General features: G+C 38.2%; 14 protein-coding genes. 5 read left to right on the top strand and 9 right to left on the bottom strand.

Annotated features, from left to right (window positions below; all coding sequences use genetic code 11):
- Positions 1 to 551 precede the first annotated feature (551 nt).
- Complete coding sequence (locus DB42_RS02870) at positions 552 to 800, bottom strand: hypothetical protein (protein WP_044881645.1); 249 nt, start codon at positions 798 to 800, stop codon at positions 552 to 554.
- A 313-nt stretch (positions 801 to 1,113) separates the two neighbouring features.
- Between DB42_RS02870 and DB42_RS10810 the strand changes: the two genes are divergently transcribed.
- The 3 genes from DB42_RS10810 to DB42_RS02860 all read left to right on the top strand — a co-directional run bounded on the left by DB42_RS10810 (position 1,114) and on the right by DB42_RS02860 (position 3,628).
- Positions 1,114 to 1,269, top strand: a complete 156-nt coding sequence (locus DB42_RS10810; protein WP_162180745.1) for a transposase — start codon at positions 1,114 to 1,116, stop codon at positions 1,267 to 1,269.
- A gap of 376 nt (positions 1,270 to 1,645) precedes the next feature.
- Positions 1,646 to 2,008 (top strand): transposase, encoded by a 363-nt coding sequence (locus DB42_RS02865; protein ID WP_052435932.1) that lies wholly within the window; start codon positions 1,646 to 1,648, stop codon positions 2,006 to 2,008.
- A 96-nt stretch (positions 2,009 to 2,104) separates the two neighbouring features.
- Entirely contained in the window at positions 2,105 to 3,628 is a 1,524-nt protein-coding gene (locus DB42_RS02860; protein ID WP_044881644.1) for an Ig domain-containing protein, read from the top strand.
- 308 nt (positions 3,629 to 3,936) lie between these two features.
- Here DB42_RS02860 and DB42_RS02855 read toward each other — a convergent pair whose 3' ends face one another.
- The 3 genes from DB42_RS02855 to DB42_RS02845 form a co-directional block, all read right to left on the bottom strand.
- A complete protein-coding gene (locus DB42_RS02855; protein WP_042239896.1) occupies positions 3,937 to 4,314 on the bottom strand; it encodes a hypothetical protein in 378 nt (125 codons plus the stop codon).
- Positions 4,315 to 4,464: 150 nt separating this feature from the next.
- Positions 4,465 to 5,064: a hypothetical protein gene (locus DB42_RS02850; protein ID WP_044881643.1), complete on the bottom strand. Its 600-nt coding sequence runs from the start codon at positions 5,062 to 5,064 to the stop codon at positions 4,465 to 4,467.
- Positions 5,065 to 5,720: 656 nt separating this feature from the next.
- Entirely contained in the window at positions 5,721 to 6,965 is a 1,245-nt protein-coding gene (locus DB42_RS02845) for an aminopeptidase (RefSeq protein WP_044881642.1), read from the bottom strand.
- A 97-nt stretch (positions 6,966 to 7,062) separates the two neighbouring features.
- Here DB42_RS02845 and ndk (DB42_RS02840) point away from each other — a divergent pair, with 97 nt between their 5' ends.
- Together ndk (DB42_RS02840) and ndk (DB42_RS02835) are read left to right on the top strand one after the other, a co-directional pair.
- Positions 7,063 to 7,497 (top strand): nucleoside-diphosphate kinase, encoded by a 435-nt coding sequence (gene ndk / locus DB42_RS02840; protein WP_044881641.1) that lies wholly within the window; start codon positions 7,063 to 7,065, stop codon positions 7,495 to 7,497.
- Between the two features lie 73 nt (positions 7,498 to 7,570).
- Positions 7,571 to 8,020 carry a nucleoside-diphosphate kinase gene (ndk, locus tag DB42_RS02835; protein WP_044881657.1) on the top strand — a complete coding sequence of 150 codons (450 nt, stop codon included), beginning with the start codon at positions 7,571 to 7,573 and terminating at the stop codon, positions 8,018 to 8,020.
- Between the two features lie 128 nt (positions 8,021 to 8,148).
- Here the strand turns inward: ndk (DB42_RS02835) and lptB are convergent, their stop codons facing one another.
- From lptB to folK, 5 genes are all read right to left on the bottom strand, one after another.
- Positions 8,149 to 8,889, bottom strand: coding sequence for an LPS export ABC transporter ATP-binding protein (gene lptB / locus DB42_RS02830; RefSeq protein ID WP_044881640.1), 741 nt, complete (start codon positions 8,887 to 8,889; stop codon positions 8,149 to 8,151).
- Between the two features lie 3 nt (positions 8,890 to 8,892).
- Positions 8,893 to 10,338, bottom strand: a complete 1,446-nt coding sequence (locus DB42_RS02825; RefSeq protein WP_155117395.1) for a hypothetical protein — start codon at positions 10,336 to 10,338, stop codon at positions 8,893 to 8,895.
- Between the two features lie 83 nt (positions 10,339 to 10,421).
- Positions 10,422 to 11,207 carry a hypothetical protein gene (locus DB42_RS02820; protein WP_044881638.1) on the bottom strand — a complete coding sequence of 262 codons (786 nt, stop codon included), beginning with the start codon at positions 11,205 to 11,207 and terminating at the stop codon, positions 10,422 to 10,424.
- A gap of 65 nt (positions 11,208 to 11,272) precedes the next feature.
- Positions 11,273 to 12,094, bottom strand: coding sequence for a 3-deoxy-8-phosphooctulonate synthase (kdsA, locus tag DB42_RS02815; protein ID WP_042239883.1), 822 nt, complete (start codon positions 12,092 to 12,094; stop codon positions 11,273 to 11,275).
- On the bottom strand, positions 12,043 to 12,630 hold the full coding sequence (gene folK, locus DB42_RS02810) for a 2-amino-4-hydroxy-6-hydroxymethyldihydropteridine diphosphokinase (protein WP_238578977.1): 588 nt from the start codon (positions 12,628 to 12,630) through the stop codon (positions 12,043 to 12,045). Before folK ends, kdsA begins: the two co-directional genes overlap by 52 nt.
- Between the last annotated feature and the right edge of the window lie 1,035 nt (positions 12,631 to 13,665).

Raw genomic sequence — 13,665 nt, 5'->3', positions numbered from 1 at the left:
TATTTGCTTATAAAGAGGGGGCATGACTTCAGTAGCCAGCAGATGATGCCATCTTTTACAGACGCCAAATAAGGAAGGAACTACGCAAGCCTCTAAGATAGGGAGTAACAATTCATTGGGCAAGCTTTCAATAGAGGCCGAAGAGATAGGATGCATTTTATTTCCTTGGGTAGGGATGACCTTTTATTATTTTTATTTTTTAAAGACAAAATATAAAAATTGAATAAGCAAGTCAAACGAATTTGTATCCTTATCATCAGGGTGGGTATCAGCTAACTTGTTAAGCAAAGAGCAATCTACTATGCCTTGTAGGCGATAGCTAGATGTAGAAGGTTTTTGCTCAGGTTTGGGCCGACTAGACGTAGTATGCTTTTGAATTGCTATCACTTAAGATTTTATAACCCGTATATATTTAATTTTTTTACATACTTATCTAATTGGCGTTTAGTATCGCTTGGACATGAAAACTCTTGCTGCATGGGCTTAATAAAGGCTTTGGCTTCTTTTTCACTGTCCTTAAGGTAATGCTTGGCTAAAGTAGGGCATTCTTTTTAACAGGTCACTTGGCTGAAGATAACTACCCATCTTTGTTCAACGCCTGCATAGCAAGAGGTACTCTCAAAAGCTCGATAGCCTTCTACTATCTCTACAGATTTGTCGTAAGGCACTTCAAATATGAGTTCTTTGGCCTCCTTGGTTTGCATGGGAACAGGCGTGACAAATAAGCTTTGTTCTCTTTTAAAAGCTTGCAAGGGAGTTAGCGTATATAGAGCACTATCTCCTACTCTATAGTCCAACATGATTTAGAGCATTTTGCGCTAAGGAAAGACTTTAGGAGCATTTTTTTTAATGCTATATTTTCTTTACAAGTCACTCATTACAAAGCACTTAATTTCTTGCAAAGCTTACTGTGAAACCAAACAAGTTAGATGACTAATAGGGCTACCTTTTTAAATTCTGCTTTAGCGGCGAACTCAATCAAAATCATTCTCTTATTAAAATTATCTTAAGTTGATTGTATGGAAGCAGCTAGAGGAAGAATTTGATAAGCTGTTTGTACAAAAATAAGCCAACCAGCTAGGCCTGTAAGATTAGTTGCAGGGCTCCCTTATCTTGCCACACTTCGAGGAGATTTCTGATGAAAATGAGGTGTATCGATGGGTAGGAAACGCTTACTGGCAATATTTTTGTGGGTATGACTTTTGGCACCAGGCGCTGCCTATCCATCCTACCTCTTTAATTAACGCGAGTTATCAGATAAGGAAATAGTTGAAAAAAGGCCTTCACATGTTGCAAAAGTATTTTGTACTAAAAAACTTAAAGCTGGAAGGTCAAAATGGTTGAAAAAGATATCTACTTATTAATCTCCATTTTTTGCGATGTAGATGATTTTTTGGAAGCAATTGGAGGTGGAATGACATACAATATGGGTTGAAATCCATTTAAAAACCACTCATTGAAAAAGCAATGAAAAAAGTAGAAGGCCAAAATGATCATTAAGTGAAACGATGACTCTTGTCATCATTTTTCATAAAAGTGGCTATAGAACGTTTAAAGATTACTCTATGCGACAGGTCATTCCCTCGCTGAAGAGATGTTTTCCTCATATTCTTTCCTACCATAAGTTCCTCACTTTAATGAAAACATGCTTATTTGTCCTTTTTGTTTATTCACAAGCTTGCTTAAAGAGAGTGTACAGGCATTTCATTTATTGATTCTTCTACTCTATTGGCAGTGTGCCATAATCTTCGCATCCACTCCCTTCCAAGTTTTTAAAAAAATAGCCAAAAGAGGAAAAGCCTCTAGCAGGTACTTTTATGGATTCAAACTACATTTAATTATTAATGATAAAGGAGAAATTCTTGCTTCTATGTTAACACAAGGAAATGTGGAGGCCCAAGCCCCTGTCTCTGATCTATCTAAAAATATTTTTGGCAAAATGTTTAATGAGTTGGCTTACAGTTTAGGTAGAATTGAAGCAGGCTTAGAGTGTTTTCTTATCCGATAACTCGCGTTAATTAAACTTTTATTAAGAAAAAACTTTGACGCCAAAAGCAAAAATATTCTAAAAGGAAAATTTCAAAAAAATAAGGGGTAAAAAAAAATGAAAAAAATTTTAATGTTTTTGCTTGTAATCATGGCATCTTTTAGCCATTTGTACAGCCAAAGCTGTGACCATGCTAGAGGAAGGACCCACAACGCCTTGATTCCTACTTTTAAATTAGCCTTGGCGCCTCGCCCTGCCACCGATGAAACAGCTATAGCTTTTTTTGGGGAAGTAGGCAGGAGGAATTATCGTGCCAATGGAACAGTAGGTTGGCTCTACAGCCATGAAGATCGATTCAAGCTTTCAGCTGAATATTTAACACAAAGATTAGGCTATCGTTTTTCCACCGGGAAAAAAGAACGTTGGATGCATCAGTATGCTCTTGGAGCTAAATATCAGCATGATTTTTATCATCAGTTTTTCAATAAGGTGGAGGCTACAGCCTATTACTCTTACGCCGCGTCTCACAATTTAAAGCCTAAGAGATGTAAAGATTTTCTTTACTGGCGCCGTATTGCTGGCTCTAGCAGCTATGGAGGCTCCCTAGGGATAACCATAACCCCTTGGTATTCCAGCCGCTTTCAGGTAGATGCAGATTTTGATAGCGTAAGCTACCGTCGAAAATATAAATCTAGAAAACATCTATCTGGCTTAGGGGCAAGCTTTGGCTATCAACAACAAATTGCTTCTCATTTTCTTCTTGATCTCTTAGCCCAATTTAAACGCCCTTATAATTATGGAAAAGTACGTTTAAGCTGGTCTCAGCCTGAATGGACAGGATTGACTATAGGATTATTTGGTGCACATACGCGAGGAAAATCTCACCTTCCCAACCTTACCACTGCAGGTATCGAGCTTACCTACGCTTTTGGAACGCAAAAACAGATGGATAACAATGCCTGCAACCCCTGCTATTGTGACCCTGCTTTAGCAGGCTGGGTGAGTGCACCTGCGGTTTATATGCCTGAAGTGCTAGCGATTGCGGAAGAAAAAAGAAAGAAAATGATTGTGCCTCCCTCCTGCCATGAATTGAATTATTCTCCTATTCCTAATTTTAGCTTTTTAGGTAATGAGCCCTATAGCTTCGATATCAGCCCTTACTTTAGCAATCCCAGTGGAGGAGCTTTAACGTTTAGTGCCTCCGGATTACCGGCAGGAGCAAGTATTAATCCAACAACCGGACTCATCTCAGGGATAGGTTTGCAAGACAATCAGATATACAACATTGTCATCACGGCTACAGCTAGTGATGCTTGTGCAAGCGTAAGCCAATCTTTTACCATTGACTTTCCTTGTGTTCCGCCTACCTCTACCCCCCTGGAGAATCCAGTAAATGTGGCCTCGCTTGTTGGTCAGCCCTATACCTTAAATCAAGTCACAGGACATTTTTTTAGTCCAAACGGTGAGCCCTTCACCTTTACGGCTACAGGACTACCTCCTGGCTCATCCATTAATCCCACAACAGGGGTAATCACAGGAAGTTCAATAGGATCGGGACCTATATTTACCGTGACCATTACAGGAACCACGCCTTGTGGTTCAACTAGCCAAAGCTTTGTTCTAACATTTTATTCGGCTTAAGCAGGAATTTTAATCTTGGTAAGCTAAAAATTAAAGGTTGGAAAAAAGCATAAGGATGGTGTTGATAGGCATTGCCCCCTTTAGCAGGGGGCGTTTCGCTCTCACCTCTTGAACCCCGCTCGTCCTGCATACTAATGAAAAAATTTTAGAGAAGGAAATAGGAAAGAGACGATAAGTAGGAAAATAGGAAGATTTTAAAAAAAGCCGGGAAGAAGAGATTTTTCATCTCTTAATAAAAAATTGCCCGTTTAAATTATTGCTTAGACATGGGCCGGTATAATAAAAGCACACTTCCTTCTTTAACATTTTTAATGAGCACATGTAAAAATCAATTTAACTTGCAAATCTTCGAGGAGAGATTTTTCGCCTTTAAGATTAGAAATTTTGTCTATTAATCTTCGTCTTACACTGTCATTTTGCTTAGCAAGAAGAACCAAATGATCTTTCAATAGGTCAACGTTAGAAGTAGTCAAAGGTACTTCTTTTAAGCTTTTCATCAATTCGTTCGTATACTTATCAAGTTTTTTGGCGCTTTCTAACATTTTAATGGAAGAATTAACAGGGTGAGTCTCTATCCACTGACGCAACTCTTCTATTCCTCTATCTTCATCTTTTTTTTCTAAAATCTCATATTCTTGATAGGAGGGGGCTCCACATGAAGTAAACAAACTAAAAATATAATTCATTATTTCCTCTCTTTTTTATAGGTTAATGAATAAAAATATTAGAGCAAAACTCTACTCTTTTTAGCTAAAAAACTAGAAATTTGCTCCTTCATTACACGCTGGACTTAAAACTATCATATTCTTTTTTGTAAAGGCAGTCTATCAAAAGTTTTAAGGTTCGTCGCCCCTCGCTTTAATAATAGAGTTTAATAGAGGAAAAGCCATAAGGCTTGCTCCTATGAACATATCAGCGCTGCCAGCTCCTTGCCCGCCATCGGTAGCATTTAAAGCAAATATGGAAGATACACCTCGAGTAAAGGTAACAGTTGCACCTGCTAAAAGGTAGGTAGTACCCAAATTCCTATTATTCCCATAGGTCTCAAAGATATGATGACCAAGTTTCCTCACATAGTTGCCCCCAGGGAGCCCCCAGACGCCAGCTGATAAATACTTCACTTTTTTAATTGTAGAAGAAAGCTTCTCATCATATCTAATCGTACTATCATTGATGGCCTCTTGCGCCTCGGCAGGTTTTTTCTTAGCTAGATCAAAAATTTTTTCCTTTAAATAGCTTTCACACTTTCCTTGAAAAGGCCCATCACTATTAAGCGTTTGAGAAAGACATTGCATACAAGCGATGAATTTATTTGTAAGAGTAGCGTTAGAGGCGTCAATATGGCTGATTACTGAAGTAATATCCCCTGTATTGAGCACATTGGAAGTTTGCCCTGCGGCATCGGTAAATGCTGTCATATTTATATTCACTACCATATCCTATTCCCTCAATCTTTTAAAAATATTGATTACTAAACTTAAACCTAATAGTTATTTTAAAACATAAGGATAAAGGATAAAAATATTACTTTCAAGAAAGAAAAACCTTGTATTGAGAAAACTAATTATTTTTTCATCTAAGTAATGAAAAAATCTAACTATGTTATTCTAATGCTTTAGCAGAAATTTATTATAAGTCACCTAGTAAACTTTCTACCTAGAAAACTTTTAAAAAAGCTTAAAAACAGAGTTGCTGCTAAAATTATAAATAAATGCTGTTGGAAAACAGGGCCCTATTTGCGAAAAAGCAAAAATTTAGCGAAGAGAATGAAATCCACAAGCTGCAAGGCCCTAGTAAAAAAAACATTCAGGATAAACTTCCTTCTCTTAATCCATAAAGAATAAGCCACCTGCATTTTCTCTGCATCCATGTATAAAAGCTTTGTAAGGTAAGAAGGCTAAAGCCGCTAAAAAAGATGAGAGTAAAATTTCTATTTAAAGTTTTACTAGCCTATCCCTTTTTGTTATTTTTCTTGCTAAGTTTTATATCTTATAAAAGATAACTTAATGGAAAATTTTTAAACCTTTTCTATCAAATGCCAAGCATGAATTTTTGCTATTCCCTCTCTTAATTTGGACTTGCGGCTACCCATTTACAACCCTTGCATCCATTGCCCTTTACAAATCAACTTAACCTTTTTACCTTCATAAGTAGTTGCCTCCACATCTACATGCTCATCCGAGATCATCATGTCGACATGTACGGTACTTACATTACATCCTATATCTGCAAGCTGGTCAGGCGACATTAAAGGGCCTCCATCTATACACATACTATACGCAAAACCCACGGCAATATGGCAGGCGGCATTTTCATCATACAAAATCTCTTCAAATATCTTACCAGTTTGGAATATCGGAGAGTCTGTCCCTACTAAAGCCACCTCACCCAAAAAGCGAGAACCTGCATCGTTATCGATATATCTTGCAAAGTTTTCTTCCCCTTCACTAGCCTCAAAATGAACAAGTTTTCCTTCTTTAAATTCCAAATGCAAATCTTTAACTATTTTACCATTCACAAGTACAGGACGCGTAACTTTTACTTTACCGGTGGTTAAACGATAATCAGGAGTAGTGAAGCACTCTTCTGTGGGAATATTAGGCTCAAATTCCCCTCGAGGTCCTTGGCTTCCCCCTCCCACAAAAAGAGCTTGAGGGCTTAAAAAAACCTTTAAATCGGTATCCGGGCCTGTAAAATGCAATTCGCGAATTTTCATTTTAGTCAGGTGCTTGGCACGTGCTTGCAAGACACTATTATGTTTTTTCCATAATTCAAGGCAGTTAGGTTGATCAGCCCGGCAAATTTTGAAAATCTGCTCCCATAATGCTTCACAAGCTTTTGCCTCCTCAAGTTCAGGAAAAACTTTTTTTCCCCACCGCGGGGTAGCTGCTGCTGCAACTGTCCACTGAACTTTCGATTTACTTACACCCTCAGTATAATATTTTTTAAGAGCTTTAAAATTACTATTGGAAAGAGTGTTAATTTTTTGAGGATTTAAATCTGTAAGGTTATCGGGAAGTTCACTACCAATCAATCGTAAGACAGCAGCTCCTTCTTTTACAAATTCTTCATATTTTTGACTAAGATAGTGAGGCACATACGCTAAATCATGGTCTTCTATCGAATCTAAGAGGCGAGTTCGTATTAAACGGGGCTCAATAAAATCTACATTCACATGCTTGGCTCCTCGGCGATAAGCTATTTGGCAAAGCAGATGGGTAAGCTCACGATGGCAAATTTCTGCTGTAATGTTAACAATCTGCCCTTTTTGTACATTTAAGCCATGTTCTATCAGTAACTGTGCATAAGTATAGAGTTTTTGTTTAAAATCCATCATTTTTTTGAGCCTCAAAATGGTTTAATAGTGTGTATTTTTTTCAAGTTTGCTATACTACCTTTTATTTAATAACCTTTAAAGGAGGAAATAAAGAAGAATGACATCACAAGAACGCACACTCTCCATCATTAAACCAGATGCTGTAGGTAAAAATCAGATAGGTGAAATCATTGCTCGCTTTGAAAAAAATGGGTTAAAGATTGTGGCTGCTAAAATGAAACATCTAAGCCAGCAGGAAGCCGAGGGTTTTTATGCTATTCATAAAGAACGTCCTTTTTTTAAAGACCTTGTCAGCTTCATGATTTCAGGTCCTGTACTTATTACAGTATTAGAAGGTAACCAGGCCGTCCTTAAAAACCGAGAAATTATGGGAGCTACTGACCCTAAAAAAGCCTCTCCAGGCACTATTCGTGCAGATTTTGCACACTCTATTGATGAAAATTGCGTACATGGTTCAGATTCTGCTGAAAATGCTCAAACCGAAATTAACTATTTCTTTAAAAGCACGGAAATCTGCCCTCATACCCGTTAAAACAATAAGGATATTTACTATGTTAAGGACTACCCTATTTTTTCTATTTGCTTGTTTAGCTCCTTTTTCGCTAATGGCTGCTGCTGGCGATACTTCTCCTCAACAAACTTTATCTATGATAAAGCCTGATGGCATCGCGAACAAACATGTAGGTGAAATTATTGCACGTTTTGAGAAAAATGGCTTACAAATTTCAGCTGCAAAAATGCTCCATTTGACTGCCGAGCAAGCGGGTCAATTTTATGCAGTCCATAAAGATCGCCCCTTTTACAAAGATCTTATTAACATGATGAGCTCAGGGCCTGTCATGGTGATGGTACTAGAAGGCGAAGATGCTATAGCTAAAAATCGTCAATTAATGGGTGCCACCGATCCTTCTAAAGCTGCTGCTTCTACTATTCGTGCAGATTTTTCTAGATCCGTCACAGAAAATACTGTACATGGCTCAGATTCAGTAGAAAATGCTAAACTAGAGATTGCTTTCTTTTTTAAACCCGAAGAGATTGTCAATCCTATTAAGTAAGCATTTGTAGACTTTTACAAAAAGGGCAAAAAATTAAAAGTGGAGATAGAGGGGTCAAACCTGGCGTTTTATCCTTTTTCTCTGCTGCCCTTTTTTAAAATTTAATGCCTAGTAGTTCTATCGATCTTTTATAATTTAAAATCCTCTCCAAGGTAGGTACGACGAGCCTGCTGATCATTAACTAAAGTATCGACTGTTCCGGATAGGATGACTTTTCCCTCGCTCACTAGATAACTACGATCGACAATAGAAAAAATCTCTCGTGCATTATGGTCTGTAATTAAAATGCTGATATTTTTCTGCGCCAAATGTGAAATCATCTGCTTGACCTCGTGAACCGATAGAGGATCAATATTCGCAAAAGGCTCATCGAGCATTAAAAGGGTAGGATCGGTCACAAGAGCTCTAGTAATTTCTAAGCGACGTCTTTCCCCTCCTGAGAGCGCTATAGCTTTTTTCTTGGCTAAAGGCTCAAGATGAAGTTCTTGTAACAACTTTTCTAAGCGTAATTTACGCTCTGCTTTAGTTAAGGGCAAGCACTCTAAAATACACATAATGTTTTCTTCAACAGTTAGGTAACGAAAAACAGAAGGCTCCTGAGCTAGATAGCCCATTCCCATACGTGCGCGCATATGCATAGCAGAACGGGTGACATCATATTGATTGAAGGATACACTACCTGCATCAGGGCGAATAAGCCCTACCGTCATATAAAAAGCCGTGGTCTTACCTGCTCCATTAGGACCTACAAGTCCCACGATTTCTCCTTTTTTAACGTAGAAAGATAGGCCATTAACGACCTTACGTCCATTATAGCTTTTCTGAAGATCCTGAACCTCCAAACATATGTTATGCTCGTTATTATGCATGATCTAGCTACCTATACCTATTTTTGCTTCAAAAGTTGGAAACCGTTCTTGCAACATCTTGCATTCCTTCTCTATAAAATTAAAACGCACATCGCCTATTCCTTGCACCCTATCTTTTTTCGTATGAGGATCTTTTAATACTTTTACAGAAGGGGCACTAATCTGCAAATGATTAGATCCATCAAGAAAAAGCACACGCTTTCCATAATCTGATAAAAACAACATTTCTTGGGTCTCTATATTATATTCTAAGCGATCAGAGATGGCTAGATGGGAAAATTGCTCTTGCTTTTCTTTGTCATTAGCCTTGCGCTTAAGCAACCAAACGCTACCCTTAAGAAATAATTTCACTGGCTTTAGCTGCTGAGCAATTTCATCATAATAAATAAAAACTTCATCAGCATATATCTCACCCATAGAGCCTGTAAGATGCACCTGCTGGCCCTTCATAACTTGGCCATTAGCATCACGTGGACTTTCCAGATGAGCCTGTCTTAACTTTCGATCCACTATAAGCTTATGATAAGTAGAAAGAGTATAATCTAGACTTTTTGTCTTGTCTTGGTATTTTAAAACCGAAAGACCTCTACATTCAATCAAGCTTACTTGCTTGCTTGCATCGATTGAGTGTCTGGATATATAAACTTTTTCAGGGGTTGTCAATTTGCCTAAACCTAAATAATCAATTTCAATTTGCTGATATAAAGTAAGAATATCTTGTTGCTCATCCCAGCTCATTGTTGCACAGGAGAAATTTATTCTATGGGCAGGCTCATTAACTGTGCCTGTATAAAGAGAGCCGCTAGGTTTATCAAACTCTAATTGCCGCCTAAAAACATCCCAGTCAATTTTTTGAGCATCGATAAAATCTCCTTTAGGATTACTTAGGCGACACATTCCCGAGGATGTATTGGCTTGCAAAGATAAGATCCCCACCCTCTTAGTTTGCAAAGTGTTTTGCTTATCTAGAACAAAGGGTGACTTTGTTCTTTTATAGGTTCCATGATCAGCTTGTGCGAAAATTTCATGATTGTAATTGATAGTAACGTTAGGAGAGGCGGAAATTTCACTTATAGCAAGAGAAGATTTCCCCTCTTGTTCCTGCCGTTGCAGATAGATGGTCAGTTGATGGCTTTTAATTTCTAGAGGTTTAGTAAGAAGGGAAGCTTTTTCTTGAATGTTTTCTTTATAGACAACATATTCATGGTTAGGGCCATTCAAAAATTTTCCTACCAAGTTTTGAGCGTCTATTTCTGCTTCCGAGCAGCTCATCTGCCCACCATCTTGCAAGGCAATTTCAGCGCCTTGGACCATTTTAAGGTGAGAAAGGCTCCTTTTCTTAGTCTCTTTTGCTGGAAAAATAATTATTTCTTGAGCCCTCACCTTTCCTAATTCATGCTCAAGGAACACTTTGCCGCTTAGATGAACTAATTCTCCCTTGTAATGCATATTTTCTGCTTCAACACTCAAAGGTGTTGATTCTTCAGCAAGCAGACAATTGAAAAGGACACAAGATAAGAAGAGGTATTTTCTCATAAAATCCTACCGTCTGGACCAAAAAGTTTAGCTTTAAAATGATAGGCCTTTAAATGAAAAGCTTCTTCCTCGCCCTTCAAAGAAAATTCGACTTTGTCTGCTGTCCCTTGCATTAAAATTTTTTCCTGTTCGACTACTTCTTTCAGTTGATGACCGGATATCGCATACCGTTTCATTTTTACTTTATTAGCCACTAAAAGATCTTTTTTATAATGATACTCGGCTGTCTCTGCCTCTATAAAGCGTAAAAGTTGCATAGGACGCAATTCCAACCTACTCTCTGGAGACCAGGAAGAGGCAAGAGGGGCGGCATGAGCGGAACGTAGACGTAATTGCCCATCAGGTTGTAAAACAGCTTCTCGCCCATCAGGAAGAAGGTAATAAAGTTCTTCTTGCATCAAGCATTTAACATTTTGCAGATGTTCTACTACCTGAGGATGAGAATCTTGCTGCTTTAAAAGCAGCTGAGCCGCATCCGCTATTAAACGCATGTGCAAACGTTCGCCTCTTTTGTAAAAATAGATATCCTTTTGAACACCTTCTCTTTCTTGGCGTGCTGTATAAGAATTTAGCTGCATGGCAGACTTAGAGGATTGAGATGCGGCAAGCAGTTTACGATATTCTAGCTCATCTTTTTCATTCACCTGCCCTATTTGCCAAACTATTCCGCTTAATAAGGCTATCAAAAGCAAAATTATCAGCGCAAACTGAGGAGAAAGCAAAGAGACACGCTGACATTTAGGGGAGAATGCAAAAGGAGAAAAAGAATGTTTTTTGACCATGACCTGAATATTTTTAATTGATATAAGCTTTAAAAGCTTTTTTTAGCATGCTTAAGAAATAAGAGTTAGTGGCCCTGGATCAAATCATATAATTTCTCTAGTATAGTTAACAAAGCAGGTAAATCTTTGAAATCTAAAACAGAAGAAGCATCGCTTTTTGCTTCCGCGGGATGAGGATGAGATTCCATAAACAAGCAATTAGCCCCCGCACTGATAGCGGCTTTGGCTAAGATAGGAATAAACTCCCTTTGTCCCCCTGATTTATTTCCTAGCCCTCCAGGCAATTGTACAGCATGCGTAGCGTCAAAACACACAGGCACACCAAATCCCTGCATGATAGGGATCGCTCGCATATCACAGACTAGATTGTTATAGCCAAATGTCGCTCCGCGCTCAGTTAAGATAATATTTTCATTGCCAGCAGCACGGAATTTTTCTACCACATTAAGCATATCCCAAGGAGCCATAAACTGTCCTTTTTTTACAGTAACAGGAATTCCTGTTTGGGCAGCTGCATTAATAAGATCGGTTTGCCTACACAAAAAAGCAGGAATCTGAATTAGATCACAAACCTGACCTGCTGCCTGCGCTTCTTGGGGAGAATGCACATCGGTCACAATGGGCAAATCGAGTTCTTTTTTCACTTTTTCCAAAATGCGTAAACCTTCTTCCAATCCAGGTCCGCGGAAAGATTGGTAGGAAGAGCGGTTGGCTTTATCATAGCTGGACTTATAGATAAGATTAATATTGTGCTTAGAGAATAAATTTTTAAGCGCTTCTGCCGTTGCTAAGCAATGCTCTTCGCTTTCAATGACGCATGGGCCTGACAAAATAGCTAAGGGTTGTCCTTTACCGATGGAAAATTTTCTAAAGGGTACAGTCTGCATAAGTTTTTCCTTGAAATTTCTGCAAGTGGGGTAACAGTTTCTTGATGAATATTGGGAAATTCTTGAAGGTATTTCCTTACATTAAAGGGCTCTAAAGATTTAGAATGGCCCGGTTGAGGAACAAATAAGTGAGTGACCAGGTCAGCTAGAGGGGCTATAACAAAAAGTCTTTCATGCCAATAAGGATGAGGAATTTGTAGACCGGGTTCATTCACTATTTCCCTTCCATAAAATAAAATATCTAAGTCCACTCTTCGGGGGGCTTCTTTAGGCTTTACTTGCTTGCCTAAGCTTATCTCAATAGATTGCAATTGTCTTAACAGTTCTTGAGGTAAAAAAGTTGTTTTAAAGCGACAAACAGCATTGATATAAAATCTTTGAGAGATAGAGCTTACAGGTGTTGTACAATAAAAGCGAGAAACCTCTAAATCGTAAATGCTAGAAAGAGCAGCCATTTTTTCTATAGCATGGGATAAAATTGCATAGCTATCTCCCACATTGCCTCCTAAGCCCACAAAAACTTCTGGCAGATGCATTTCAACCTTAATGGCTTTAGAAAATTTATCGTACTCTAATCATAAGGATCTCCCTTAAATTTATCCAGCAAAAATACTTTTCTACTGGGCGGAATAAATCGGAGGCTGGCACAGACCCTAAATAGAGCCACAAACTATAATGGTTAAATATTTAAAGCAAAACGTCGTGCTAATCTTTTTCAGGGCAAAACAGGGTGCCTTGATAATTTTTTTTGGCACCTACTCCATTAAAAAGAGGCTATCTATGGCTCATGGCTTAAAAAAAGCTAGTGAAACACAAGCATTGCCTGCCTTGCTAGAGGACATGAATGTGTAAATGGAGCGATTGTATCGATGGATGCTCTTTACAGCCACTGGGGAGACTATGGATGAGATTTTGAATAGGGAGGCTGGCTATGGATAGAAATTAAAAGTACTCAAAGTTATCTTAAAAACCAAAGTGTATAACTTTTTTTAGATAAGCAAAAGTAGCTAATTAAGAGAGAGGAGAGGGAATTACTCAAGAGGAAACTCATGAGAAAGATCATAGTCGCATAGAAATTCGCTAGGTGTGTAAGCCAACGCATTGAGTAGCTTACCCATTAGAAGAAAGAGCATTTACTGCCAATGATTAAAGGCGTTCTGAAGGGATAATAGCGGTTAAAGTAGAAGATGTGAGCTGTTATTATAAAAATGCAGGGGGCTAAAGAATCTACAAACTGAATGCGAGCGCAGGGGATTTCATAGAAAATAGTCTACATCAGGGTGGTTTTAAAGAAGATGCTCATTAAGCGATAGAGGCTTTGGGGCTTAAAAACATGGCTTTAATCAATCGCTTAGCTGCTCACATACTAAGAACTATCGATCCGTAACAAAAGATGATTGATATTCGATAAAGTGCCATTTATGCGCTTGATTATTTGAGAGGATTGTTAGGCAACAGCTTACCAAATAATTTTCATCACAATATTTGGAGAGGGAAGAACATTATAAAAAACCATAGCATTATAAAAGAATAAATTGTATTTTGTTTATTACATGTACAAGCACGTTATT

Origin of the sequence: Neochlamydia sp. EPS4, assembly GCF_000813665.1 — a bacterium.
In the GTDB taxonomy this organism is placed as follows: Bacteria; Chlamydiota; Chlamydiia; order Chlamydiales; family Parachlamydiaceae; genus Neochlamydia.
Note: the sequence above shows the minus strand (reverse complement) of the source record. Positions and strands in the feature narration are given on the sequence as shown.